Origin of the sequence: Saccharopolyspora aridisoli, assembly GCF_004348445.1 — a bacterium.
GTDB lineage: Bacteria > Actinomycetota > Actinomycetes > Mycobacteriales > Pseudonocardiaceae > Saccharopolyspora > Saccharopolyspora aridisoli.
On record NZ_SMKV01000027.1, the window covers coordinates 27,906 to 53,118 of the forward strand.

General features: G+C 70.1%; 20 protein-coding genes. 17 read left to right on the top strand and 3 right to left on the bottom strand.

The window, feature by feature from the left end; genetic code table 11:
• Nucleotides 1-32 precede the first annotated feature (32 nt).
• Nucleotides 33-2,081, bottom strand: coding sequence for a HelD family protein (locus E1161_RS19650; RefSeq protein ID WP_132625399.1), 2,049 nt, complete (start codon nt 2,079-2,081; stop codon nt 33-35).
• 170 nt (nt 2,082-2,251) lie between these two features.
• On the opposite strand from E1161_RS19650, the gene rsmD reads away from it, so the two are divergent.
• From rsmD to mutM, 7 genes are all read left to right on the top strand, one after another.
• Nucleotides 2,252-2,812 (top strand): 16S rRNA (guanine(966)-N(2))-methyltransferase RsmD, encoded by a 561-nt coding sequence (rsmD, locus tag E1161_RS19655; protein WP_132625401.1) that lies wholly within the window; start codon nt 2,252-2,254, stop codon nt 2,810-2,812.
• Nucleotides 2,813-2,866: 54 nt separating this feature from the next.
• On the top strand, nt 2,867-3,349 hold the full coding sequence (gene coaD / locus E1161_RS19660) for a pantetheine-phosphate adenylyltransferase (protein ID WP_132625403.1): 483 nt from the start codon (nt 2,867-2,869) through the stop codon (nt 3,347-3,349).
• 474 nt (nt 3,350-3,823) lie between these two features.
• Nucleotides 3,824-4,552 (top strand): SPFH domain-containing protein, encoded by a 729-nt coding sequence (locus tag E1161_RS19665; protein ID WP_132625461.1) that lies wholly within the window; start codon nt 3,824-3,826, stop codon nt 4,550-4,552.
• Between the two features lie 165 nt (nt 4,553-4,717).
• Nucleotides 4,718-5,290, top strand: a complete 573-nt coding sequence (locus E1161_RS19670) for a YceD family protein (RefSeq protein WP_165939877.1) — start codon at nt 4,718-4,720, stop codon at nt 5,288-5,290.
• Nucleotides 5,291-5,292: 2 nt separating this feature from the next.
• Entirely contained in the window at nt 5,293-5,475 is a 183-nt protein-coding gene (gene rpmF, locus E1161_RS19675) for a 50S ribosomal protein L32 (RefSeq protein WP_125091036.1), read from the top strand.
• A 14-nt stretch (nt 5,476-5,489) separates the two neighbouring features.
• Nucleotides 5,490-6,248 (top strand): ribonuclease III, encoded by a 759-nt coding sequence (gene rnc, locus E1161_RS19680; RefSeq protein ID WP_132625405.1) that lies wholly within the window; start codon nt 5,490-5,492, stop codon nt 6,246-6,248.
• 124 nt (nt 6,249-6,372) lie between these two features.
• Nucleotides 6,373-7,257, top strand: coding sequence for a bifunctional DNA-formamidopyrimidine glycosylase/DNA-(apurinic or apyrimidinic site) lyase (gene mutM / locus E1161_RS19685; protein WP_132625407.1), 885 nt, complete (start codon nt 6,373-6,375; stop codon nt 7,255-7,257).
• 1 nt (nt 7,258) lies between these two features.
• Here the strand turns inward: mutM and E1161_RS19690 are convergent, their stop codons facing one another.
• Nucleotides 7,259-9,307 carry an ArnT family glycosyltransferase gene (locus tag E1161_RS19690; protein WP_132625409.1) on the bottom strand — a complete coding sequence of 683 codons (2,049 nt, stop codon included), beginning with the start codon at nt 9,305-9,307 and terminating at the stop codon, nt 7,259-7,261.
• Nucleotides 9,308-9,494: 187 nt separating this feature from the next.
• On the opposite strand from E1161_RS19690, the gene E1161_RS19695 reads away from it, so the two are divergent.
• From E1161_RS19695 to E1161_RS19710, 4 genes are all read left to right on the top strand, one after another.
• The gene (locus E1161_RS19695) at nt 9,495-10,745 is read left to right on the top strand and encodes a bifunctional glycosyltransferase family 2/GtrA family protein (protein ID WP_132625411.1); all 1,251 of its coding nucleotides are present in this window, start codon (nt 9,495-9,497) and stop codon (nt 10,743-10,745) included.
• Nucleotides 10,742-12,823 carry an ArnT family glycosyltransferase gene (locus E1161_RS19700; protein ID WP_132625413.1) on the top strand — a complete coding sequence of 694 codons (2,082 nt, stop codon included), beginning with the start codon at nt 10,742-10,744 and terminating at the stop codon, nt 12,821-12,823. Before E1161_RS19695 ends, E1161_RS19700 begins: the two co-directional genes overlap by 4 nt.
• A gap of 126 nt (nt 12,824-12,949) precedes the next feature.
• Complete coding sequence (locus E1161_RS19705) at nt 12,950-13,666, top strand: response regulator transcription factor (RefSeq protein ID WP_132625465.1); 717 nt, start codon at nt 12,950-12,952, stop codon at nt 13,664-13,666.
• The gene (locus E1161_RS19710; protein WP_132625415.1) at nt 13,663-15,105 is read left to right on the top strand and encodes a sensor histidine kinase; all 1,443 of its coding nucleotides are present in this window, start codon (nt 13,663-13,665) and stop codon (nt 15,103-15,105) included. Before E1161_RS19705 ends, E1161_RS19710 begins: the two co-directional genes overlap by 4 nt.
• A 61-nt stretch (nt 15,106-15,166) precedes the next feature.
• Here the strand turns inward: E1161_RS19710 and asnB are convergent, their stop codons facing one another.
• The gene (gene asnB, locus E1161_RS19715) at nt 15,167-16,993 is read right to left on the bottom strand and encodes an asparagine synthase (glutamine-hydrolyzing) (RefSeq protein WP_132625417.1); all 1,827 of its coding nucleotides are present in this window, start codon (nt 16,991-16,993) and stop codon (nt 15,167-15,169) included.
• A 387-nt stretch (nt 16,994-17,380) separates the two neighbouring features.
• On the opposite strand from asnB, the gene kdpF reads away from it, so the two are divergent.
• The 6 genes from kdpF (at nt 17,381) to E1161_RS19745 (ending at nt 25,136) form a co-directional block, all read left to right on the top strand.
• Nucleotides 17,381-17,476 carry a K(+)-transporting ATPase subunit F gene (gene kdpF / locus E1161_RS19720; RefSeq protein WP_132625419.1) on the top strand — a complete coding sequence of 32 codons (96 nt, stop codon included), beginning with the start codon at nt 17,381-17,383 and terminating at the stop codon, nt 17,474-17,476.
• Nucleotides 17,476-19,122 carry a potassium-transporting ATPase subunit KdpA gene (gene kdpA / locus E1161_RS19725; protein ID WP_132625421.1) on the top strand — a complete coding sequence of 549 codons (1,647 nt, stop codon included), beginning with the start codon at nt 17,476-17,478 and terminating at the stop codon, nt 19,120-19,122. The genes kdpF and kdpA overlap by 1 nt, the downstream gene beginning before the upstream one ends.
• The gene (gene kdpB / locus E1161_RS19730; RefSeq protein ID WP_132625423.1) at nt 19,119-21,170 is read left to right on the top strand and encodes a potassium-transporting ATPase subunit KdpB; all 2,052 of its coding nucleotides are present in this window, start codon (nt 19,119-19,121) and stop codon (nt 21,168-21,170) included. The genes kdpA and kdpB overlap by 4 nt, the downstream gene beginning before the upstream one ends.
• Nucleotides 21,171-21,175: 5 nt before the next feature.
• Nucleotides 21,176-21,778 (top strand): potassium-transporting ATPase subunit C, encoded by a 603-nt coding sequence (locus tag E1161_RS19735; RefSeq protein ID WP_132625425.1) that lies wholly within the window; start codon nt 21,176-21,178, stop codon nt 21,776-21,778.
• A gap of 139 nt (nt 21,779-21,917) precedes the next feature.
• Nucleotides 21,918-24,455 carry a sensor histidine kinase gene (locus tag E1161_RS19740; protein ID WP_132625427.1) on the top strand — a complete coding sequence of 846 codons (2,538 nt, stop codon included), beginning with the start codon at nt 21,918-21,920 and terminating at the stop codon, nt 24,453-24,455.
• Nucleotides 24,456-25,136: a response regulator gene (locus E1161_RS19745; protein WP_132625429.1), complete on the top strand. Its 681-nt coding sequence runs from the start codon at nt 24,456-24,458 to the stop codon at nt 25,134-25,136. It begins immediately after the preceding gene.
• Nucleotides 25,137-25,213: the final 77 nt, after the last annotated feature.

The following is a 25,213-nucleotide window of genomic DNA, read 5'->3' on the forward strand; positions in this document are numbered from 1 at the left end:
GTCGCCGGCCCGACGACGAGTCGCCTCCGGTGTCAGCTGGGCCTGATCGCCGTGAGGAGCTGGGTGGCCCGGCTGAGGGCGACGTACAGCGCCCTCCGGCCGGTGGACGACTCCGCCGCGAGGCCGTCGGGGTCGACCACCGCCACCGCGTCGTACTCCATGCCCTTGGAGTCGAGGCTGCCGACCACCCTGAGCCTGGGGTCGTCCACATCGGACAGCCAGGCCCGCACCTCGTCCCTGCGGTCCATCGTGGTGATGACGCCGATCGTGCCCTCGGCCCGCTCCAGCAGGTCGCGGGTTGCGTCCCGGGTCGTCGCGGCCAGCTGGTCCGCCGGAGCCTCGCGCACGTCCGGTTCGACGCCGGTGGTGCGCACCGCCGTCGGCAGGTCGTCCGGGTTGACCAGGTCCCGGACCGCGTCCGAGGCGTAGTCGAAGATCTCCGCCGAGTTCCGGTAATTGGTGCGCAGCGTGAACTTGCGGTGGGTGCGCTGGGCGCTGAGCGCCTCCTCGCGCGCGGTCGCGGCCTCGGCCGGATCCGGCCAGGAGGACTGCACCGGGTCGCCCACGATCGTCCAGCTCGCGTGCCTGCCGCGACGGCCGACCATCCGCCACTGCATCGGGGAGAGGTCCTGCGCCTCGTCGATCACCACGTGCGCGTACTCGTCGTAGTTGGAGGCGCGGCGCGGCTGCTCGGCCTCCGGCTCGTCCCGGCGGGCGCGCTTGGGCGGCGGACCGATCAGCATCCGCAGCTCGTCGATCAGAGCGATGTCGGCCACCGTCCACTCGGAGACCTCAGCCCACGACTTGGCCAGCACGTCGACTTCCTCGGCGGCCAGCAGCCGTCGAGCCGCGCGGGCCAGCCGTTCCGGATCGGACAGCCAGCGCAGCACCTGCATCGGGTACAGCGCGGGCCACCAGGCGACGAGGAACCGGTGGAACTCGATGCGCTCGCCGATCTCGCTGATCAGCTGGTCGCGGTCCGGCTGGAAATCCCGGTCGGCCAGGCCCCGGGCCAGCTGCCACAGGGCTTCCAGCAGCGCGTCGGCGGCCTTCATTCGGTTCTTGTTCGGTTGGCCGCCCTTGTTGTGCAGGGTGCGGCGGATTCGCTTCAGGTCGTCGGCCTCCAGCTTGAGCACCGTGCCCCGGTAGAACAGCTGCAGCGATTCCGGGGCGTCCGGCGGAGGCAGGCGCAGCGCGCGACGCAGCACCTTGACCATCCGCGACGAGCCCTTGACCTCGGCGGTGCGCGGGTCGTCGACCCTCGCGGCGCTGATGCCGTCGAGCACCTCGCCGAGCGCGCGCAGCTCCACGTTGTGCTCGCCCATCGACGGCAGCACCCGCGAGATGTAGCTCATGAACACCGGCGACGGTCCGATGACCAGCACGCCCGGCCCGCCGAGCCTGCGCTGCTCCCGGTACAGCAGGTAGGCGGCGCGGTGCAGCGCGACGGCCGTCTTGCCGGTGCCGGGACCGCCGGTGATCTCGGTGACGCCGCTCTCCGGAGCCCGGATCGCCTCGTCCTGCTCCTTCTGGATGGTGGCGACGATGTTGCGCATCGTTTCGCCGCGCGAGCGGGTCAGCGCCGCCATCAGCGCGCCGTCGCCGATCACCCGCATGTCGGACGGTGCCCGATCCGGGTCGAGCAGGTCGTCGGAGACGTCGACCACCTGCTCGCGCGAGCAGCGGATCACCCGGCGGCGGATCACGTCCTGCGGGTGCTCGGGAGTGGCTTGGTAGAAGGCGGCGGCCAACGGGGCGCGCCAGTCCACCAGCAGGTTGTCGAAGCGTTGGTCGCGGATGCCCAGCCGGCCGATGTGCACGGCGTCCCCGGTGCCGAGGTCCAGGCGGCCGAACACCAAGCCCTCGGACTCGGCGTTGAGCGCCTGCAACGTCCGGTTGGCGTGGTGCAGCATCACGTCCCGCTCGTTGAGGGCCTCGGGCGTGGCCTCCCGGCCGTACTCGTAGCTCTTGTCGCGCATCGCCTCGGCTTCGGAGCGCAGCTCGTCGAGCCGGGCGTACACGCGGTCCACGTGCTCCTGCTCGACCGCGATCTCGGCCTGCTTTTCGGATGCTTCGGACACCTGTGGCTTTCTCCCGGTCTGGCGCGGTGGGCAGACCCAACAGAGTACGCGCGATGCCGCACCGCCCGACGTGTCCCGCCTGCCGTCGAGGCCGGTTCGCGGGCGTAAGGTGCGCGGTGGCGGCGGACCCGCGAAACACCTTCCCACCAGCGGTGCGCGACGATGTCTTGGTGACGCGGATCGTGGCGGGGAGTGCGGGCGGGCGACGCCTGGAAGTGCCCCCGAAGGGAACCAGGCCAACCTCAGAGCGGGTGCGCGAGGCGCTCTTCAACTCGCTGGAGACGATGCTCGACATCGACGGGCTCCGCGTGCTCGACCTCTACGGTGGTTCCGGGGCGCTGGGGCTGGAAGCCCTCTCCCGAGGCGCCGGGCACGCCACCTTCGTCGAATCCGATCGCCGCGCCGCCCAGGTCCTCAAGCGCAACGCCACCACCCTGGGGTTCCACGACGTGCGGGTCGAGCAGGTCAAGGCCGAGACGCTGACCGCCGCGGCGAGCTCCGAACCGTTCGACGTGGTCATGGCCGACCCGCCCTACGACCTGCCCGGTGACCTGCTGCAACGCGTGCTGGACGGGCTCGTCGCCAACGGCTGGGCCGGGCCGGGCAGCGTGGTGATCGTCGAACGCGCGGTGCGCAGCGGTGACCTGGACTGGCCCGCCCCGCTGAAGCCGCTGCGCTCCAAGCGCTACGGGGACACGTCGGTGCACTGGGCCGTGATCGAACAGCGGTGAGCCAGGACACGTGGATCTGGGGGGTTCGGGTTCCGGCTGCTAACGTCCCAGCACATGAGGCGTGCGGTATGTCCAGGTTCATACGACCCCGTCACCAACGGTCATCTGGACATCATCGAGCGAGCGTCGGGCCTGTTCGACGAGGTCGTCGTCGCGGTGCTGATCAACAAGAGCAAGAAGGGCTTGTTCTCCGTTGACGAGCGCCTCGAAATGCTGCGCGAGGTCACCGCCCAGTTGCCCAACGTGCGCATCGACTCCTGGCACGGCCTGCTGGTCGACTACTGCAAGGCCAACGAGATCGGCGCGATCGTCAAGGGCCTGCGCGCCGTCAGCGACTTCGACTACGAGCTGCAGATGGCGCAGATGAACCAGCAGCTGTCCGGGGTCGAAACCATGTTCATGTCGACCAACCCGCTCTACAGCTTCCTGGCATCTTCCCTGGTCAAGGAGGTCGCCACCTACGGCGGCGACGTCTCCAACCTGCTCCCGCCGAAGATCGAGCAGCGGCTGCGCGAGCGCATCGCCGAGAACGGTTGACCTCCGCACATCACCGGGTCACGCATCCGTCTGCGGGGCTTTTCGCGGTGCCCCTTCGGGTTCCCGCCATTTCCGCAGGGTGACGGCCTGCGCCGAATTGATCGCACTCCCCACTGCCTGCCGGTGCGGGTAGCGCCGTCCGGGCCGGGGTGCCACTCCTCATGCGTGTCCATGTCCACTGCGCGGCGGAGTGCCGTCCTCACCAGACGACGTCTCAGACGCCCCGGGGGTGCGGGTTGCTCGACCTCCGGTGCTTGCCTGACGTGAACGAGGGGACCTTCCGCCCAAACCCTGTTGGTGGGGAGGTTCCCTTCCTTCGTGCGCGAACGGTGGCTTGACACGCGCACGAAGGATTTCCCCCGCGTACGGGGGTCGCGGAGGCAGACTGTGGAGGGAAACGGCCCGTGATCGGCATCGCGCGGCGTTCTGACATGCTTGAGCGGCGCGGCGCTGAACGACTGCAGGGAGATCATGGTGTACCGGGTGTTCGAGGCCCTCGACGAGCTGGTCACGATCGTCGAAGAGGCGCGTGGCGTCCCCATGACCTCGGGTTGTGTGGTGCCCCGCGGTGACGTGCTGGAGCTGCTCGACGACGTGCGGGACGCGTTCCCGCAGGAGCTCGACGACGCCCAGGACGTGCTGGACCACCGCGACGAGGTGGTCACCAAGGCCCAGACCGAGGCCGACAAGTCGGTCGCGGAGGCCCGGAGCGAGGCCGAGCGCACCATCGCCGAGGCCCGGGCCGAAGCGGAGCAGCTGCTCGCCGAGGCCCGGCAGCAGGCCGATCACCTGCTCTCCGACGCGCGCGGCCAGGCCGAGCAGACCGTCACCGCGGGCCGCCGCGAGTACGAGGACTACATCAGCCGCGCCCAGTCGGAGTCCGACCGCATGGTGCAGGCCGGGCGCGCCGCCTACGAGCAGTCGGTGCACGAGGGCAAGGCCGAGCAGGCCCGCCTGGTCACCGACACCGAGGTCGCGCAGGCCGCCAGCGCCGAGGCCAAGCGGATCGCGGAGGAGGCCAACGAGGAGGCCGAGCGGCTGCGCAGCGAGTGCGACGCCTACGTCGACTCCCGCCTGGCCGACTTCGAAGACCTGCTCGGCCGCACGCTGCGCACGGTCGGCAAGGGTCGTCAGCAGCTGCGCAGCCCGATGGGAGCGCCCTTCGACTACGAGGAGTGGCAGCCCTCGGCGGGCGCCAACTGAGCAGGCCTCCCGCCGGCCTTCGGAACCGCCTTGAACAGGGGCTGGTGTCATTCGCGGCCGGCCGTCGCGTACGCTGGGAGGGCTGACTTGGGCGCAGTGCCCGATTCGTCGTGGTCCGTCCCCAAGATCGGCCAAATGCCCGTTCACCAAGCACCGAAATTCGTGATGTCTCAGAGCCATGAAACGCGCAATGCGCAAGTCGGCCCGTGGGTGATCGACACCCGGGAGATCGGCCACCGGGCCGGTAGCAGCCGTGCCTACACGCGCAAGGCCCCGGCGCCCGCCGACTTCGGGCTCGACATGATCAAGGTGCCCGAGGGCGAGCCGGTGGAGCTTGATCTGCTGGCCGAGTCCGTGGTGGAGGGCGTGTTGGTGTCGGGCACGGCGTTGGCCCAGCTGGCCGGTGAATGCGTCCGGTGCCTCGACCCGGTCTCCGAGGAGATCGAGATCGAGGTTCGGGAGCTCTTCGCGTACCCGGACAGCGCGACCGACACCAGCACCGATGACGACGAGGTCGAGCGGGTCGTCAACGACCTGATCGATCTCGAACCGGTGGTGCGGGACGCGATGTTGCTGTCGCTTCCCTCGGCGCCGGTGTGCTCGCCGGACTGCCAGGGGCTGTGCTCCGGGTGCGGCGTGAAGTGGGCCGAACTCGCCCCCGAGCACACGCATGAGACCATTGATCCTCGCTGGGCCGCGCTTCAAGAGCGGCTCGGCGGTACCGAAGAGGAGAAGTAGTCGTGGCCGTCCCGAAGCGCAAGATGTCCCGGGCCAACACCCGTCACCGCCGTTCGTCGTGGAAGACCTCGGCGCCGACGCTGGTCGAGTGCTCGAACCGCTCCTGCCGTGAGCAGAAGCTGCCGCACGTCGTCTGCCCGGCCTGCGGTCAGTACGACGGCCGTCAGGTCGTTCAGCCGGCCTGAGCGGCGGTCACGTAGTGGGGGGAAAGCAGTCGAGGGCCCGTCAAGTGGATCGGGCTCCGTTGTTGGCAGCGCTCGGCGTCGAACTGGACGCCGAGCTGCTCACCCTTGCTCTCACCCACCGTTCGTACGCGTACGAGAACGGCGGTCTTCCGCCGAACGAGCGGCTGGAGTTCCTCGGCGACGCGGTGCTCGGGCTGGTGATCACCGATCACCTCTACAACGAGCACCCCGACCTGCCGGAGGGGCAGCTCGCGAAGCTGCGCGCCAGCGTGGTCAACATGCACGCGTTGGCCGGGGTGGCCCGCGGGCTCGGTGAGGGCGGACTCGGCGAGTACCTGCTGCTCGGTCGTGGCGAGGAGCTCACGGGGGGCCGTGACAAGGCGAGCATCCTCGCGGACGGTTTGGAGGCGGTGCTCGGCGCCGTCTACCTGGCCGAAGGCATCGACGTCGCGCGCGGCGTCGTGCACAAGCTCTTCCAGCCGTTGCTGGCCGAGGCTCCGCAGCGCGGAGCCGGTTTGGACTGGAAGACCAGCCTCCAGGAACTGACCGCCTCCGCGGCTCTCGGCGTGCCCGAGTACCGCGTCGAGGAAGAGGGCCCTGATCACCGCAAGGAGTTCAGCGCTTTCGTGGCGGTCGGTGGCCAGACCTACGGGCGAGGCGACGGCAGCACCAAGAAGGAAGCCGAGCAGAAGGCGGCCGAAGCGGCTTGGCGCCAGCTCAACGAGCAGGTCAACGCCGTTCAGGCCGAGGACTCGGCGGACTCCGCATCGTGAGTCGGTCGGTTCGATCGCGAACCGACCGTGACGAAGGGACATGACCAAGGGCTCGACCCTGAGGTCATGTCCCTTTTCCACGCCCGCCTCCAGGCGCGTTCCGGGCGTGGGTGAGGATGTGTTCGTGCCTGAGTTGCCCGAGGTCGAGGTGGTCCGCCGCGGTGTTGCCGATCACGCGGTGGGACGGAAGCTCTCCAGCGTCGAAGTGCTGCACCCGCGCGCCGTCCGCCGTCACGTGCCTGGAGCGCAGGACCTCGCGGCGAGACTCGCCGGGAGGGTGCTGACCGCGGCCCGCCGGCGCGGCAAGTACCTGTGGATCGAACTCGGCGACGGCCCCGGGGAGACCGACGCCGAAGCCGTGGTCGTGCACTTGGGCATGAGCGGGCAGCTCCTCGTGCAGCCCACCTCCGCGCCCGACGAGAAGCACCTGCGGGTGCGGATGCGCTTCGCCGACGGCGGTTCCGAGCTGCGGTTCGTCGACCAGCGCACCTTCGGCGGGCTGCAGCTGGCCGAACTCGTCGAGGTGAACGGCGTAGCACTGCCCCAACCGGTCGCGCACATCGCCCCCGACCCGCTGGAACCGGTGTTCGACCTAACCAGGCTGACCGAGCGGCTGCGCGGTCGCCGCACCGGCATCAAGCGCGCCCTGCTCGACCAGAGCCTGATCTCCGGCATCGGCAACATCTACGCCGACGAAGCCCTGTGGCGGGCCAAGCTGCACTGGGCCCGCCCGACCGCGACCTTGACCCGCCCCAAGGTCCGCGAACTGTTCGAGGCCGTCACCGACGTCATCGGCGAAGCGCTGCACGCGGGCGGCACCTCGTTCGACGCGCTCTACGTCAACGTCAACGGCGAATCGGGCTACTTCGACCGATCCCTGGCGGTCTACGGCCAGGACGGGAAGCCCTGCCCGCGCTGCGGAGCCTCGATCCGCCGCGACGCGTGGATGAATCGCTCCTCCTACACCTGCCCGGTCTGCCAGCCGAAACCGCGCAACGCGCACCTGTGATTCACGCAGCGCCGCGGCAGTCGTAGAGGTGCGTGGTCGAGGTGGTGTCACCGCCGTAGGCGGCGGGGTCGACGATCGCGCAGTGCTGGGCGACCCATCCCATGGAGGCGTCCACCACGGCCGTGTCCACCTCGCCTCCCATGCTCCGCACGCCTGACGAGCCGCTGGTCCACACGTACCGGAGCTCGCCGTCCGCGACGTGCCGCTCCACCTCCTCGACGGTCGGGGTCGGATCGTTTCCGTTGTAACCGCCGATGGCCATCACCGGCTGGCCTGTCTCCAGGATCACCGGCGCGGCGACCATCGATCCCACCACCGCCACCAGCCAGGTCTCGTCCTCGTGATGATCGGTGAGGTAGCGGATCAGTTGCGAGCTGACCAGCTCACCGCTGGACCGCTCACCACCTTCGCCACCGCCGCGCATGCCGCCCGGTCGCAACGCGTTCGGCTGCGCACCGTTGCCTCGACCGCCGCCGTCGGCTGTCCGGCCGCCGCCGGGACCGCCGTGGGCACCACCGCTGGGACCTGCGGAAGGGAACGTCGCTCCCACCGGGGTGGACAGCGGCGTCACCGCGTAGGCCGTGGGGCCCGCGAGTGAAGCCAGGACTCCCACCAGCGCTCCGGCCGCGATGAAGGGGCGCTTCCTGCCACGCCAGTCGCGCAGGAGGACCAGGGGAATCGCCATCGCGACACCGGCCACGAGCGTGACGACTGCGACGATCGTTCCCATCCACGGCAGGAAGTCGTCGTTCTGGCCGAGCAGGTGCGCGCTCCACAGACCGGTGGTGGTGATCGAGGCGGGGAGCAGGAGGCCCCACCACTCGGTGTCGCGAGCCAGGCGCCACATCGCGATCACGCCCATCCCGACCACCGCTGCCAGCGGAGCCGCCAGGGCGACCACGTAGTAGGTGTGCCAGGTGCCCGATGCGAAGGTGAACACGACCGCTGTGACCAGCAGGGTTCCGGCCCACAACAGGAAGTCCGCGCGCTGGGCGTCGTGCCGGGGGCGGCGCCGCAGGTGCACGATCACCGCGACGGCGCCGAGCAGGGCCAGCGGGAACAGCCAGCCGATCTGCGGGGCGACTTCGCCGCTGAACAACCGGGTCAAGCCGGCGTCGTCCATTCCGCCACCGGGCCCGCCGGGCATGCCGCCCCGGGGCATGGCACCGCCAGGAGGCGGCCCTCCGCCCGGTGACCCGCCGCCGCCCATCATCCCCGGCGACATGATCTGCGCCTGGCCTTCGACGCGACCGAACCCGTTGTAGCCCAGCAGCAGGTCCAGCACCGTGTTGTTGGTGCTACCGCCCACGTAGGGCCGGGCCGAAGCCGGCACGAGGTCGACCACGAGCATCCACGACAGGCTCACAGCGGCCAGGACGACACCGGCGACACCGAGGTTGCGCAGCTTGCGAGTCCACTTCGGACGGGCTGCCACCAGGTAGACCGCCGCGATCACCGGGACCACGAAGAACGCCTGCAGCATCTTGGTGTTGAACGCCAAGCCCACGGCCACCGCGCACCACACCAGCGGCAGCAGCTGTGAGGAGCGAATCGCGTTCGAGGCCGCCCACAACGCCAGCACCAGCAGCAGGCCCAGCAGCGTGTCCGGGTTGTTGTGGCGGGCCATCACCACGGCGATCGGCGTCACCGCCAGCGCGAGTCCCGCCACCACACCGGCGAGGGGCCCGGAACTCCGGCGCACCACGTGCTGCACAACCCACACCGCGACGACGCCCGCGATCGCCTGCGGCAGCAGCAGACTCCAGGTGTTGAACCCGAAAACCCGTGCCGACAACGCCTGCAACCACAACGCCAGCGGAGGTTTGTCGACCGTGATGAACGATCCCGCGTCCATCGCGCCGTAGAAGAACGCCTTCCAGCTCTGCGTCATCCCCAGCACAGCGGCCGAGTAGTAGGTGTTGGCCCACTCGTTGATCGACAGCGCCCTGGTGTTGAGCAACGCGGCGATCGCCAGCACCGCCCAGCGGGCGGGAGGCGACCACCTCGGTTCGCCGGAGCGAGCGAGCGGCAGACGCGGACGTGCGGCCATTGCGCGAGATCCCTTCCCGGACGGACGTTCCCGCGACGAGAGTGGCCGCTGCCGCTGGGAGAACCGTGTGAGTTGACCGCACGCCCGCCGGGAAGCCCGCTCCCAGCTGATTCCCAGCTTCCACCAACGGCGCTCGCACCTGCGTCCGGCTTGATGGATGCCGAACCGGATGAGAGGTGGGTGGGAGATGAGTGCCGTGCCGCAGCTCGGCGCCGAGGCAGAGCAGCGCGCGTCGAACCGGACCGCGACCGTCGACGTGGTGATCCCGGTCTACAACGAGGAACGTTCCCTTCCCGGATGCCTGGAAGTGCTGAGCAGGTACCTCGACGAGGGGTTCCCCTTCTCGTGGTCGATCACCGTCGTCGACAACGCCAGCACGGATTCGACCCTGCAGGTGGCGCACGGGCTGGCCCAGGAGATGCCCAACGTGCGGGTGCTGCACCTGGACCGCAAGGGACGCGGCGTGGCGTTGCGCACCGCGTGGGGGTGCAGCGACGCCGACGTCGTGGTCTACATGGACGTGGATCTGTCGACGGGGCTGGACGCGCTGCTGCCGCTGGTCGCGCCGCTGGTCAACGGGCACTCCGACCTGGCCATCGGCTCCCGGCTGGCCCCGGGCGCGCGGACCGTGCGCGGCGGGAAGCGGGAGATGATCTCGCGTGGTTACAACAAGGTGATCAGGTGGACCCACGGCGCGCGGTTCACCGACGCCCAGTGCGGTTTCAAAGCCGCCCGCACCGAGATCATCCGTCCGCTGCTGCGGCAGGTGGCCGACGATTCCTGGTTCTTCGACACCGAACTGCTGCTGCTGGCCGAGCACAACGGCCTGCGGGTGCACGAGGTACCGGTGGACTGGGTCGAAGACGTCGACACCCGGGTGAACGTGCTGCGCACAGCGACCGACGACGTCGCAGGGCTGGTCCGGGTAGCGCGCGCCAAGATCACCGGCGCAGCGCGGGTCCCGGGCCTGCCGCGACGTCCCGAACCCCGGGCCGCGCACCCGCAAGCGGTGCTGGCCGAGCGGGAGAACGGCCTGCTGTGGCAGCTGGTCTCCTTCGGCGCGATCGGGTTGGTGTCCACAGTGCTCACGTCGGTGCTGTACGCGATCTTGCGCGGTTGGTGGCCACCACTGCTGGCGAACTTGGTCGCGCTGACCGTCACGACGGTGTGGAACACCGAGGCCAACCGGCGTTGCACGTTCCCGCAGCAGCGCGGCTCGTCCGGTCGGGTGCACGCCCAAGGGCTGATCGTTTTCGCGCTGTACTACGTGGTGACCTCCGGCGCGCTGCTCGGGTTGCACGCCTGCGCGGCGGATCCGTCGCGCTGGCTGGAGGTCGTGGTCCTCGTTCTGTCCTCTGTGGTCGGTACCGCTGTGCGGTTCGTACTGCTCCGCTCGTGGGTCTTCGCGGGCCCGGTGAAGGAAGGGGAAGTGTCATGATCGCGATCGAAGGGGCCGTACGGCCGCGAACGCGCGGTGATGAGCCGCCGCTGCGGTCTCGGCTCGCGTTGGCGGGGGCCTGCGCGCTCGCGGCCGTGCTCCACCTCTGGGGGATCGGGAGCTCGTGGGGCAACGGCTACTACTCGGCGGCTGTGAAGTCGATGTCGGCGAGCTTCGAGGCCTTCTTCTTCGGGTCGTTCGACGCGGCCGGAGTCGTCACCGTCGACAAACCCCCGATGGCCCTGTGGTTGCAGGTGCTCTCGGTGAAGATCTTCGGGTTCAACCAGTTCGCCGTGCTGTTCCCGCAGGTCGTGTGCGGTGTCGCGGCCGTGTTCCTGCTGCACCGGACGGTGCGGCGGTGGGCGGGGGAGAACGCCGCGCTGATCGCCTCGCTGGTGCTGGCGCTGAGCCCCATCACCGTGCTGATCAACCGGGACAACAACCCGGACACGCTGCTGGTGCTGCTGGTGGTCGCCGCGGCCTACGCGATGACGCGGGCGGTGTCCGACCGCCGTTCGACCGGCTGGATCGCGCTGGCCGCGTTCCTGGTCGGCTGCGGGTTCCTGACCAAGATGTTGCAGGCGTGGATGGTGCTGCCGGCGTTCATCGCGGCCTACCTGGTGGGCAGCGGGAACGGCTGGGGGCGCAAGTCCGCCGACCTCTGCGTGGCGGCTGCGGTCCTGCTGGTGGGCTCGTTCTGGTGGGTCGTGGCGACCGAGTTGTGGCCTTCGCCCAAGCCCTACATCGGTGGCAGCACGGACGGTTCGGCGTGGGACCTGATCTTCGGCTACAACGGCTTCGGCCGGATCCTCGGTGAAGGCTCGGGCCAGGGCAGCGGGCCCGGGGGCGGACCCGGCGGTGGCGGCGGGTTCTCCGGAACCGCAGGCGTGCTGCGGATGTTTAACGAGCAGCTGGCCGGTCAGATCAGCTGGCTGCTGCCGCTGTGCGCGTTGGTGCTGGTCACGATGCTGGTGCTGGGGGTTCGGCACTGGCGAGCAGGAAGTTCCCCGCATCGCGAGCTGACCGCGGGCTGGGTGTTGTGGGGCGGCTGGTTGGTCGTCATCGGCGTGATGTTCAGCTTCGCCCAGGGCACCATGCACCCCTACTACACGACGATGCTGGCGCCCGCGGTCGGCGCGGTGGTCGGGGCCGGGCTGGTCCGGTTCTGGCAGTGGTACCGGCAGCCGGGCGGGAAGGCCTGGTTGCTGCTGCCCGTCGGTGTCGCGATCACCGTCGCCTGGGCGATGGCCGTGGTGGCGAGAGACATGAGCTGGCACCCGTGGACCGGCTACCTGGCCGTGGGGCTGGGAGTGCTGGCGCTGGTGGTGCTCGTGGTCGGTCGTCGTGGACGCGCGGGTGTGGCCAGGGCCGGGTTCGTGCTGGCGCTGTCGGCGATGCTCACCGTGCCCGCGACCTGGTCGGCGATCGGTGCTGTCGGCGGGGGCACTGGGATGATGGGTGGCGCCAACCCGATGGCCGGACCGCAGACGTCGATGGGTGGGCCCGGTGGTGGGTCGAGGGACGGCCGCATGCCGGGCATGGACGGTCAGGTGCCGGGCATGAGCGGGCAGATGCCTCCCGGCGCGTTCGGGGATCGAGGCCCCGGCGGTGGCATGGGTGGCGGTCCTGGAGGTGCTTCGCTGAGCGCCGATCAGCAGAAGATCGTCGACCACGTGAAGGCGAACGCGGGTGGCGCGCGGATCCCCCTGGCTGTGGAGGGCGGCGCGAACGGCGCGTCGAGCTACATCATCAACACCGATCTGGCGGTGGTCGGCATGGGCGGCTTCATGGGTTCCGATGACGCACCGTCGGTCGCCCAGCTCACGGAGTGGGAGCGGAGCGGCCAACTCGGGTTCGTCCTGCTGGGCGGCGGCCCGGGCAGCCTGGTGCGTGCCCACGACGGCCAGGTCCTGAACGGGGAGCAGGGCGGCGCCGGCGTGCGACCGCCCGGTGGCGGCCGAGGCGGTCAGGCCGCCACCGACCGGGAGAACTGGGTGAAGCGGAGCTGCACCCTCGTCGACCCCGCGGCCTACGGCGGCGCGACGGACTCCTCCCAGCAGCTCTACGCCTGCGGGTGATGCGATTACCGCCGCATCCCGTTCGCGGATCACGGCGGTGATCCGTGTTGTCCCGCTCCTGCCGGGTGAGGGACGACACCTGGGGCCTTTCAGCGAACGTCCAGGGTTTTCCCAGTGAGGTGGGTGATGCTGGAGGACGTGGTGGAGAGCAGTGGAGCACGAGTGCTCGTCGTGGACGACGAGCCCAACATCTTGGAACTGCTGGCGGCGGCACTGCGCTTGAGCGGTTTCGAGGTCCGCGGTGCCGCGACCGGTGCGGAGGCGTTGCGGGCGTCGGCCGAGTTCCACCCGGACATCGTCGTGCTGGACGTGATGCTTCCCGACCGCGACGGCTTCTCCGTCGCCACCGAGCTGCGCGGCGGCGGAAGCACCGTCCCGGTGCTGTTCCTCACCGCGCGCGACGCGGTGGAGGACCGCATCGCCGGCCTGACGGCGGGTGGCGACGACTACGTCACCAAGCCGTTCAGCCTCGACGAGGTCGTCCTGCGGCTGCGCGCGATCCTGCGGCGCGTCCGTCCCGAGCAGGACGACAGCGCCAAGCTGCGCTACCAGGACCTGGAGCTCGACGAGGACACCTACGAGGTCCGCCGGGCCGGGCAGCTGGTGAGCCTGTCGCCGACCGAGTTCAAGTTGTTGCGGTACCTGCTGATCAACTCCGAGAAGGTGGTCAGCAAGGTGCAGATCCTGGACCGGGTGTGGAACTACGAGTTCGGCGGCGATTCGCGGATCGTGGAGTCCTACATCAGCTACTTGCGGCGCAAGATCGACTCGGTGTCGCCGCCGTTGATCCACACCATCCGCGGGGTCGGCTACGTGCTGCGGCTCCCCCCGGAGAACCGATGAGGTTCCTGCGCACGCTGCGCGGACGCCTGGTGCTCGTGCTGGTCGGGGCGCTGGTCGTGGGCCTGCTGCTGATGGGGTTCACCAGCGTCGCGCTGCTCAACCGCTCCCTGGTGGAACGCACCGACGACCGGCTCGCCGAGATGTCGATGCCCTGGGAGGAAGGCCGCATGCCGCCTCCGGACCCGACGCACCGGCATCCCGAGGGCCCTGGCCGGGGAGAGCTGCCGACCGACTTCCGCGTGCTGATCTTCGACCCCGCCGGTCGCCAGGTGGGGGCAACCCTCGGTGCGACCGAGGGTGAGCCGGGAGGCCCCCTCCTGCTCAACCCGGAGCGCGGACCGCTGGTCGGCACGGTCCCCGACCGGGCGGGCGGTTCGGACTGGCGGGTGCGGCGAGTGCAACTGCCCGACGGGCGCAACGTCGTGCTGTCGTTGTCCCTGGGCAACGCCCAGGCGACGGTGCAGCAGCTGGTCGTCATCGAGCTGGTGGTCGGTGGGCTGGTGCTGCTGGTGCTGGCGCTGGCCGCTGCGGGAACGGTCCGGCTCAGCCTGCGCCCGCTGGCGCGGATCGAGGACACCGCCGACGCCATCGCCGCGGGTCAGCTGGATCGTCGGGTGCCCGATCAGGATCCGCGCACCGAGACCGGCCGGCTCGGCGAGGCTCTGAACACGATGCTCGGCAGGCTGACCGACGCGTTGCAGCAGCGGGAGCGTTCCGAGGACCGGCTGCGCAGGTTCGTCGCCGACGCCTCGCACGAGCTGCGCACCCCGCTGACCTCGATCCGCGGGTTCGCCGAGCTCTACCGCCGCAGCGAGGAGCACCGGCCGGAGGACGTGCGGATGATGATGCGCCGCATCGAGTCCGAGGCGGTGCGGATGGGCGGGCTGGTGGAGGACATGCTGCTGCTGGCGCGGCTCGACCGGGAACGCACCATCGACCTGGTCGAGCTCGACCTGGTGCCGCTGGCCCACGACGTCGTGCACGACGCCAGAGCGCGCGACCCGGAACGCGTGATCACCCTGGAGGGCCCGGACCAACTGCGGGTCCTCGGTGACGGCGCCCGGCTGCGGCAGGTGCTGACCAACCTGGTCAACAACTCCCTCGTGCACACCCCGGCCGGTTCGCCGATCACGGTCGACATCGCCCACGCCGAGGTGAACGACCGGGCCGTCGCCGCGGCAGGCGCGAGCATCCGCCACGGGGCCAGGGTGGTCGCGGTCTCGGTCACCGACACCGGGCCGGGAATCCCGCCGGAGCACGCGACGAGGATCTTCGACCGCTTCTACCGAGTCGACGAGGGGCGAACCCGTGCTGCCGGCGGGACCGGGCTGGGACTGGCGATCACGGCAGCACTGGCGCAGGCGCACAACGGTCGCCTCGAACTCCACGGCAGTCCAGGCGGTGGCAGCACTTTCCGCCTCCTGCTGCCGGTCGCCTGAAGCGAGGAGGGCAGCCGCGACTCGGGTGGAACTGCGTCTCCCCTCCTCGCCCCTCATGCGGTCAGAGCTTGACGGTGGGGTTGTGGAGGTCGAACCAGACCGACAGGTCGAGGGCGCGCTCGAAGGTGTAGCGAGCAGCCGTGTCGATGTTGGCCGGGTCCTGCTCGAGGGCCTCGGCGATCCACTTCTCGTTCAGCAGCGAAAGCGCAGGGCTGTCGGCCTTGACCAGGTCGCGGACCTGGCGCTGCAGGACCGCCGCGTACTTCGGGTCCTGAGTGGACGGGTACGGGCTCTTGACCCGCTCGACCACCGACTGCGGGAGGGTGTTGGCGGTGGCGTGGCGGAGCAGGCTCTTCTCGCGGCCGTCGAAGGTCTTGAGCGACCACGGGGTGTTGAAGACGTACTCGACGAGGCGGTGGTCGCAGAAGGGCACGCGCACCTCCAAGCCGACCGCCATGCTCATCCGGTCCTTGCGGTCGAGCAGGATGCGCACGAAGCGGGTCAGGTGCAGGTAGCAGATCTCCCGCATCCGCCGCTCCAGGTCGCTCTCCCCGTCGCGGGTGGGAACCTCGCCGAGCGCGGTGCGGTAGCCGTCGGCGATGAACGACGGGATGTCGAGCGCGGCGGCGACCCCGGGGTCGAGCATGTCGAAGCCGGCGCCCTGGCTCTGCACGGCGGCCAGCCACGGGAAGGTGTCGGCCGCGCGCACGTCCGGGTCGTGGAACCACTTGTAACCACCGAAGACCTCGTCGGCGGACTCACCTGACAGCGCCACCGTGGAGTGCTGCCGGATGGCCTTGAACAGCAGGTACAACGACTGGTCCATGTCGCCCAGGCCCATCGGGAAGTCGCGCGCCTGCACGGTCGCGCGGCGCACCTCCGGGTCGGCGAGGGTGTCGGGGTCGAGGACGATGTCCTGGTGCTGCGAGCCCACGTGCTCGGCGACGTCGCGCACGTAAGGGCCGTCCGGGGTGGCGCGCATGGGGTCGGGGACGAAGTTCTCGGTCTGACCGAGGAAGTCGACCGCGAAGCTGCGCACCTGCTCGCCGCTCTTGGCCAGGTGGAGACCGGACAGCGCGGTGATGGCGCTGGAGTCGAGGCCGCCGGAGAGCAGCACGCAGCGCGGCACGTCCGAGACCAGTTGGCGCTGCACGATGTCGTCCATCAGCTCGCGCACGTGCGCCACGGACGCCTGCTGGTCGTCGGTGTGCTCGGTGGCCTGCAGCTCCCAGTAGGTCTGCTCGCGCAGGCCCTTGCGTCCGAGTGTGACGACGGTGCCGGGCTCGACCTCGCGCATGCCCGCCCACACGGCCTGGCCGGGAGTCTTGACCATGCCGAACAGCTCGCGCATGCCGTCGGCGTCGACGACCTCGTCGGCGAGCGGGTTGGCCAGGATCGCCTTGGGCTCGGAGCCGAACAGCACGCCGTGGTCGGTGGGGTAGTAGTACAGCGGCTTGATGCCCATCCGGTCGCGGACGAGCAGCAGCTCCTCCTCGCGGGAGTCCCAGACGGCGAAGGCGAACATGCCATTGAGGTGTTCGGCGACCTGGGCGCCCCACTCGAGGTAGCCGTGCAGCACGACCTCGGTGTCGCTGTCGGTGTCGAACCGGTGGCCGCGGCGCCGGAGCTCGTCGCGCAGTTCGGTGAAGTTGTACGCCTCACCGCTGTAGACGATGGCGACCTGGCCGCTCTCCGCCTCCATCGGCTGCGCGCCTCCGGGCAGGTCGATGATGGCCAGCCGCCGGTGTCCGAGCGCGGCGTGCCTGCTGACCCAGGTGTCACCCGCGTCCGGGCCGCGACAGGTCATGGTGTCGCACATGGCGTCGACTGTGGAGCGGCGCTCGGTCAGGTCGCGCTGGAAGTCGATCCAGCCGGAGATTCCACACATTTCCGGACTCTTCCCCAATCTCGTTCGGTGCCGTTCTCGGGCGCTTCGCGGTGAGTTCTCGACGCGCCTACTTGTTAGCGAGAGTAACGAGATCGTTGCATCGATGAAACCAACTAGCGGAGTGAACTCACCCACCCCGCAAAACGCGCAGACCTGCTGAGAACGGGAGGAAAGCGGCTTCGTCAAGAACGCATCAAGGACGCCCTCCACCGCGTCAAGGAGTCGTCATGGGACTCGACCGCGCATCCGGTGCGGGGCTTGGCTGGACCACGGGTCATCGAGGAGAACTCGGGAAGGGTGACCGGTCGTGGTCGATATCGCCTTCGCGGCGCTGCTGGTCGGCGGATTCCTGGCGCTGGCGCTGCTGCTGCGCGGTTTGGAGCGGTTATGAGTGCCCTGGTCGCCAACACCGCCGGTGGTGTGCTGGCGCTGCTGCTGATCGGATACCTGTTCGTCGCGCTGGTCCGCCCGGAGAAGTTCTGATGGGACTGCTCCAAGCGGGTCTGCTGGTGGCCCTGCTCGCGGTCGTGCACGAGCCCTTCGGGGACTACATGGCGCGCGCCTACACCGCCGAAACCGACTGGCGCGTCGAGAAGGTCGTCTACCGACTGGTCGGCGTGAACTCCTCGACCCGGCAGCGCTGGACCAGCTACGCGACCGGTGTGCTCGCGTTCTCGCTGGTCTCGATCGCGCTGCTCTACGCGGTGCAGCGGTTGCAACCGCTGCTCCCGCTGAACTTCGGACGCAGTTCCGTGCCGCCGTCGATGGCGTTCAACACCGCCGTCAGCTTCGCCACCAACACCAACTGGCAGTCCTACGTGCCCGAGGAAGTCCTCGGGCACGGCGTCCAGATGGCCGGGCTGACCGTGCAGAACTTCCTCTCCGCAGCGGTGGGGATGGCCGTCGCGGTCGCCCTCGTGCGCGGCTTCGCCTGCAACGGCACCGGCCGGATCGGCAACGTGTGGGTCGACATCACCCGCGGGTGCACCCGGATCCTGCTGCCGATCTCGGTCGTGGCCGCGATCGTGCTGGTCGCGCTGGGTGCGGCGATGAGCCTCGCACCCGGCATCGAGGTGACCGGCCTCGACGGGCAGGCGCGCACCATCGCCACCGCCCCGATCGCGAGCCAGGAGGTCATCAAGGAGCTCGGCACCAACGGCGGTGGCGTGCTCAACGCCAACGCCGCGCACCCGTTGTCCAACCCGGGCGGCGCCTCGAACCTGCTCGAGATCTTCCTGCTGCTGGTCATCCCGGTTTCGCTGACCCGCACCTTCGGCACCATGGTCGGCGACCGCCGGCAAGGCCACGCCCTGGTGGCGGTGATGGCAACGTTGTGGGCGGCGATGCTGGCCGTGACCTGGTGGGCCGAAACGCACCCGAACGGCCCGGCGGCGCTGGCAGCGGGAGTCGCCTTGGAGGGCAAGGAGGCCCGGTTCGGCATCGACGCCTCCGTGCTGTGGGCGGTGAGCACCACCGGCACCTCCACGGGCGCGGTCAACGCGATGCACGACAGCTTCACCGGACTCGGTGGCGGGACCGTCCTGCTCAACATGCTCATCGGGGAGATCGCTCCCGGCGGAGTCGGCGCCGGGCTCTACGGAATCCTCGTGCTGGCCGTGATCGCCGTGTTCCTCGCAGGGCTCATGGTCGGACGCACCCCGGAGTACCTCGGCAAGAAGCTTGGCCGTCGCGAGGTGACGGCCGCCGCCCTGTCAGTGCTGACGATGCCGACCGCCGTGCTGCTGGGCACCGGGCTCGCGATGGCGCTTCCCTCCACCGGGCACGCCCTGAACAACACCGGCGCGCACGGGCTCTCCGAAGTGATCTACGCCTTCGCCTCCGCCGGCAACAACAACGGCAGCGCCTTCGCCGGGCTCACCGCGACGAGCCCCTTCTTCCAGACCGCGCTGGGCGTGGTGATGCTGATGGGTCGTTTCGTGCCGATCCTGGCCGTGCTGATGCTCGCCGGCTCGGTCGCGCAGCAGCAACGCGTCCCCGCCACCGCCGGGACGTTGCCGACCACCGGGCCGCTGTTCGCCGGCCTGCTCGGCGGCACGGTCGTGCTCTTCGCAGCGCTGACGTTCCTCCCCGCACTCGCACTAGGCCCGATCGCGGAGGCCCTGGCATGACCACCACCCTGGAACCCGCGCTCGAAACGTCCGCCGCGCAACGGCGAACCGCCGCGGGAACCTTCCGCCCACGCCAGCTCCTGAGCTCGGTCCCCGAAGCGCTGCGCAAACTCCACCCGCGACACCAGCTGCGCAATCCGGTGATGTACGTGGTGTGGGTCGGTTCTGCGCTGACCACCGTCCTCGCCGCGTTCTCCCCGAGCGCCTTCACGATCGCGGTCGCGGCGTGGCTGTGGTTCACCGTGCTGTTCGCGAACCTCGCCGAAGCTGTCGCCGAAGGACGAGGCCGCGCGCAAGCGGAATCCCTGCGGCGCACCCGGACCGAGGCCGTCGCCCGCAAGCTCGTAGGAGGGGGTGAGAGGGAGGTTCCCGGCACCGCACTGGCGATCGGTGATGAGGTCGTGGTCGAGGCGGGCGAGACCATCCCCGGCGACGGAGACGTGGTCGACGGCATCGCGACCGTCGACGAATCGGCCATCACCGGTGAGTCCGCGCCCGTCATCCGGGAATCCGGCGGCGACCGCTCGGCCGTGACGGCGGGAACCACCGTGCTCTCCGACCGGATCGTCGTGCGGATCACCGCCGCACCGGGCGAGACCTTCGTGGACCGCATGATCGCGCTCGTCGAGGGCGCGCAACGGCAGAAGACGCCCAACGAGATCGCGCTGACCATCCTGGTGTCCACGCTGACGATCACATTCCTGCTCGCCGTGGTCGCCCTGCAGCCGATGGCGGCCTACTCCGGTTCGCTGATCGAGGTCACGACCTTGACCGCGCTTCTGGTGTGCCTCATCCCAACCACGATCGGAGCGCTGCTCTCGGCGATCGGCATCGCGGGGATGGACCGGCTCGTGCAGCGCAACGTCCTCGCCAAGTCCGGCCGCGCGGTCGAGGCCGCAGGCGACGTGGACACGCTGCTGCTGGACAAGACCGGAACCATCACCTCCGGCAACCGCCGGTGCACCGAGCTCGTCCCCGTCAACGGCGTCGGTCCTGCCGAGCTCGCGAAGGTCGCCCGCCTGTCGAGCCTCGCCGACCCCACCCCCGAAGGCAGCAGCATCGTGGCCTTCTGCGCGCGGGAGTTCGGCCTGCCCGAGGTAGCCGTTGGTGCGGAGGTGGGTGCGAAGGAGGTTCCCTTCACCGCGCAGACCCGGATGAGCGGCATAGACCTCGACGGCCGCAGCTTCCGCAAGGGAGCCCTCAGCGCGATCCGCGACCAGGTGGGAATACTTCCCGATCAGGTCGTGCGACGCGCCGAGGAGATCGCCGCGTGCGGCGCGACGCCGTTGGTCATCGCGGAGAACGACCGCGTGGTCGGCGTCATCCGGCTGTCCGATGTGGTCAAACCCGGTTTGCCCGAGCGCTTCGCCGAGCTGCGCGCGATGGGCATCCGGACGGTGATGATCACCGGCGACAACGAACTCACCGCCCGCGCCATCGCCGCCGAAGCCGGGGTGGACGACTACCTCGCCGAGGCCAAGCCCGAGGACAAGATGGCCTTGATCAAGCAGGAGCAGGCCGGTGGGCGGATGGTGGCCATGACCGGTGACGGCACCAACGACGCCCCCGCGCTCGCCCAGGCCGACGTCGGGGTCGCGATGAGCACCGGCACCAGCGCGGCCAAGGAAGCGGGCAACATGGTCGATCTCGACTCGGATCCGACCAAGCTGATCGAGATCGTCAAGATCGGCAAGCAGCTGCTGATCACCCGTGGCGCGTTGACGACCTTCAGCATCGCCAACGACCTGGCCAAGTACTTCGCGATCCTGCCCGCGCTGTTCGTGGGCATCCACCCGCAGCTGGACGCGCTGAACGTGATGGGCCTGTCGACCCCGAACTCGGCGGTGCTGTCGGCGGTGGTGTTCAACGCGCTGGTCATCGTCGCGCTGGTCCCGCTGGCGCTGCGAGGTGTCCGCTACCGGCCGTCAGCGGCGGCCGTCCTGCTGCGGCGGAACCTGCTGATCTACGGACTGGGCGGTGTGGTGACGCCGTTCGCCGGGATCTGGTTGATCGACATGGTGATCCGATTCGTGCCCGGAATCGGGTGAGGGGAGTGAGTGCGTTGCTGCGTCAGTGCGCGGCCGGACTTCGGCTGCTGCTGGTGGCCACCGTCGTGCTCGGCATCGGCTATCCGATGGCGATCTGGGGAGTCAGCCGACTCCCAGGGCTGGTGGCCCACGCGGAGGGTTCGCAGATCGTGGCCGACGGCCGCGTGGTCGGCTCCTCGCTGATCGGAATCGACCCCGTGAGCGAAGATCCGGCGAGGGACCCCTACTTCCACACCCGGCCGTCGGCGTCGGCGGAAGGTCCCCTCGGTCCCGGTGATCCGGCCACGTCGGGCGGCTCGAACCTCGGCGGCTTCAACGGCGACCTCCTCGCCGCGGTCCAGGAACGTCGCAGCGCCATCGCGGCCCGGGAGGGAGTCGCCCCCGACGCGGTCCCGGCCGATGCGGTCACCGCCTCGGCGAGCGGAGTCGACCCGCACATCAGCCCGGCCTACGCCGAGCTCCAGGCGTCCCGGGTGGCGAGGGTGACGGGACTGTCCCTCGCAGAGGTCCACCGCCTCATCGCCGGCTGCGAGGAAGGCGGCCTCGTGTCACCGAGCGCGGTCAACGTCACCACCCTCAACGTGGCCGTGCACCGAGCCGCGCGGTGACGAGGGGAACGAACGTGTCGCGCGGCGATGTAGCTCAGCCGAGACTGAGGGCGCCGCGGCCGCGGAGGGCTGGGGCGCGAGCGATGACATCCGATGATGTTCGGCGCTGATAGCAGCGGGCAGTAGGAGACTGGACGTCGTGGAACAGGGGCGAAAGCGCGGTGAGCTGCGGATATACCTCGGGGCGGCGCCGGGGGTCGGCAAGACCTACGCGATGCTCAACGAAGCGCACCGCAGGGCCGGGCGCGGCACCGACGTGGTCGCGGGGTTCATCGAGGACCACGGACGCGCCAAGACCGCGGCGCTGCTCGACGGCCTCGAGGTGCTGCCGAGGGCGGAGAAGTCCCATCGCGGGGTGGCGCTGACCGAGTTCGACGTGGACGGGTTGCTCGCACGCCGACCGGAGGTCGCCGTCGTCGACGAGCTCGCCCACACCAACGCCCCCGGCAGCCGCAACGAGAAGCGCTGGCAGGACGTCGAGGAACTCCTGGACGCCGGCATCACCGTGCTCTCGACCGTCAACGTCCAGCACCTGGACAGCCTCAACGACGTCGTGGAGACCATCACCGGGGTCCGCCAGCGGGAAACCGTCCCCGACGACGTGGTCCGCAGGGCGGGGCAGGTCGAGCTGGTCGACATCACCCCGCAGGCGCTGCGCCGCCGCATGGCCCACGGCAACGTCTACCCGGCCGAGCGGGTCGACGCGGCCCTGGGCAACTACTTCCGCACCGGGAACCTCACCGCCCTGCGCGAACTGGCCCTGCTGTGGCTGGCGGACCAGGTGGACGTGGCGCTGCGCCGGTACCGGGCGGAGGAGCAGATCACCGCGACCTGGGAAACCCGGGAACGGGTCGTGGTCGCGGTGACCGGCGGACCGGAGAGCGAAACGCTGATCCGCCGGGCCCGCCGGATCGCCGCCCGCGCTGGAGCCGAACTGCAGGTCGTGCACGTCCTGCGCGGCGACGGGCTGTCCGGAACGTCCCCTCGCGCGCTGGGCAGAGCGCGCGAGGTCGCCGACGCCGTGGGCGCCAGCTTCCACACCGTCGTCGGCGACGACGTCCCGGAAGCGCTGCTGGAGTTCGCCCGCGCCGCCGACGCCACCCAGCTCGTGCTGGGAACTTCTCGCCGATCGCGCTGGGCGCGGATCTTCGACGAGGGGATCGGCTCGACCACGGTGCAGGAGTCCGGGCCGGTCGACGTCCACATGGTCACCCACGACGAGGCGGGCACCAGGCGACTGCTGAAGAACCTGGCCCGCAACCCGCTGTCGGCGACCCGCCAGGCGTGGGGCTGGATGCTCGCAGTGGTGCTGCCCTCGCTGGTCACGGTGCTCGCCACGACGTGGGCGGACGTCGCGGTGTCCACCGACGTCGTCGGCTACTTCCTGGCCACGACCGTGGTCGCGCTGGTGGGCGGGATGGCACCGTCGATCGCGGCCGCGCTGCTGGCGGGTGGGCTGTTCAACTTCTTCCTCACCGAACCGCGCTACTCGCTGATGGTCACCGATCCGGAGAACGTGGTCACGCTGGTGGGGATGGTGCTGGTCGGGGTGCTGGTGGCCTTCACCGTCGACCGGGCGGCCCGGCTCGCCGAGCAGGCGGCCCGCGCCGGCACGGAGGCGGCCTTGCTCACCTCCTACGCCCGCACCGTGCTGACCCATCCGGCACCTCTGGCCCGGTTGCTGGAGAAGGTCGCGGAGAACTTCGGCCTCACGTCGGTGGCCTTGCTGGAGCGCGTCGACGACTCCTGGAGGGTCGCCGCGAGCACCGGGGGCGATCCGTGCCGACGGCCCGATGAGTCCGATGTGGACATCGAGGTGACCGAGGACGCCCACCTGTCACTGCGCCGCGCGGGCAAACGGCCCCTTCCCGCCGCCGACCGCGTGGTCCTGGAAGGTGCGGCCGGGCAGGCGCTGCTGGCGTTGCGGCAGCAGCGGATGGCCGACGGAGCCAGGGAGGCGCAGCGTCGCGCCGACGCCACGCAGCTGCGCACCGCCCTCCTGTCGGCCGTGGGCCACGACCTGCGCACCCCGCTGGCGTCCATCAAGGCATCGGTGAGCAGCCTGCGCGCCCCCGACCTGCAGCTGTCCCCGGACGACACCGGGGAACTCCTGGCGGGAGTGGAGGAATCCGCCGACCGGCTCACCCAGCTCGTCGACAACCTGCTGGACTCCTCGCGCCTGGCCACCGGTGCCGTGACACCGCGGTTGCACCCCGTCGGCTACGACGAGGTCGTCGCCCGCGCGCTGGCGGGCCTCGACGGGCGGCACCACATCGACCTCGACATCTCCGAGCGGCTGCCGCGCGTGATGGCCGATCCCGGGTTGATCGAGCGGGTAGTGGCCAACGTCGTGCAGAACGCGCTCAAGTACGGGCGGCCGGATGAGGGGCGCATCCGGGTCGGCGCCAGCGCCCACGCCTCCCGGGTCGAGCTGCGCGTCGTCGACCACGGGCCCGGGCTTCCCGCCGGTGCCGATGAGGACGCGTTCGCTCCCTTCGAGCGCCTCGGCGAACACGGCGAGCGCGGTGACGCGGGGCCGGGTGGTGTCGGCCTCGGGCTGAGCGTGGCGCAGGGGTTCGTGGACGCGATGAGGGGAACCATCCGCGCGGAGGACACTCCTGGTGGCGGACTGACGATCGTGGTCTCGCTCCCCGCGGCGGACCGGCAGGGGGATTAGATGGCGAAGGTCCTCGTGGTCGACGACGAACCGCAGCTGCTGCGCGCCCTGCGGATCAACCTGGCCGCTCGCGGGTACCAGGTGCTCACCGCCGTCGACGGGAGGTCGGCGCTGCGCGCGGCCGGCGACGGCAAACCCGACGTCGTCGTGCTGGACCTCGGGTTGCCGGACCTCGACGGCACCGAGGTGATCGCCGGACTGCGCGGGTGGACGACGGTTCCCATCATCGTGCTGTCGGCGCGCACCGACTCAGCCGACAAGGTCCACGCCCTCGATGCCGGAGCCGACGACTACGTCACCAAACCCTTCGGCATGGACGAACTCCTGGCGAGGCTGCGGGCCGCCGTCCGCCGGGCCAGCACCAGCGGCTCGGACGACCAGCCGGTGGTCGAGACGGCGACCTTCACCGTCGACCTCTCGGCGAAGAAGGTGCTCCGCGACGGCGTCGAGATCCACCTCACCCCCACCGAGTGGGGAATGCTGGAACTGCTGGCGCGCAACCAAGGGCGCCTCGTGGCGCAGAAGCAGTTGCTGCACGAAGTCTGGGGTCCGCAGTACGCCAACGAGACCCACTACCTGCGCGTTTACCTCGCCCAGCTCCGCCGCAAGCTCGAACTCGACCCCAGCCGCCCCCGCCACCTGCTGACCGAACCGGGAATGGGGTACCGGCTGGAGGTCTGAACCTTCCCATGCGCGTTCGCGAATAGGGGTGGGGAGTTCTCGGAAGTGGGTGCTGGCCGGGTTGGAGCGCTGCTACT

What these genes read in the sequence shown, in the direction of transcription:
- asnB (WP_132625417.1), bottom strand. Translation starts at nt 16,993, where the DNA reads ATGTGTGGAATCTCCGGCTGGATCGACTTCCAGCGCGACCTGACCGAG.
- kdpA (WP_132625421.1), top strand. Translation starts at nt 17,476, where the DNA reads ATGGGACTGCTCCAAGCGGGTCTGCTGGTGGCCCTGCTCGCGGTCGTG.
- E1161_RS19670 (WP_165939877.1), top strand. Translation starts at nt 4,718, where the DNA reads ATGTCTCAGAGCCATGAAACGCGCAATGCGCAAGTCGGCCCGTGGGTG.
- coaD (WP_132625403.1), top strand. Translation starts at nt 2,867, where the DNA reads ATGAGGCGTGCGGTATGTCCAGGTTCATACGACCCCGTCACCAACGGT.
- E1161_RS19695 (WP_132625411.1), top strand. Translation starts at nt 9,495, where the DNA reads ATGAGTGCCGTGCCGCAGCTCGGCGCCGAGGCAGAGCAGCGCGCGTCG.
- kdpB (WP_132625423.1), top strand. Translation starts at nt 19,119, where the DNA reads ATGACCACCACCCTGGAACCCGCGCTCGAAACGTCCGCCGCGCAACGG.
- kdpF (WP_132625419.1), top strand. Translation starts at nt 17,381, where the DNA reads ATGAGTGCCCTGGTCGCCAACACCGCCGGTGGTGTGCTGGCGCTGCTG.
- E1161_RS19705 (WP_132625465.1), top strand. Translation starts at nt 12,950, where the DNA reads ATGCTGGAGGACGTGGTGGAGAGCAGTGGAGCACGAGTGCTCGTCGTG.
- E1161_RS19690 (WP_132625409.1), bottom strand. Translation starts at nt 9,307, where the DNA reads ATGGCCGCACGTCCGCGTCTGCCGCTCGCTCGCTCCGGCGAACCGAGG.
- E1161_RS19700 (WP_132625413.1), top strand. Translation starts at nt 10,742, where the DNA reads ATGATCGCGATCGAAGGGGCCGTACGGCCGCGAACGCGCGGTGATGAG.
- E1161_RS19710 (WP_132625415.1), top strand. Translation starts at nt 13,663, where the DNA reads ATGAGGTTCCTGCGCACGCTGCGCGGACGCCTGGTGCTCGTGCTGGTC.
- E1161_RS19745 (WP_132625429.1), top strand. Translation starts at nt 24,456, where the DNA reads ATGGCGAAGGTCCTCGTGGTCGACGACGAACCGCAGCTGCTGCGCGCC.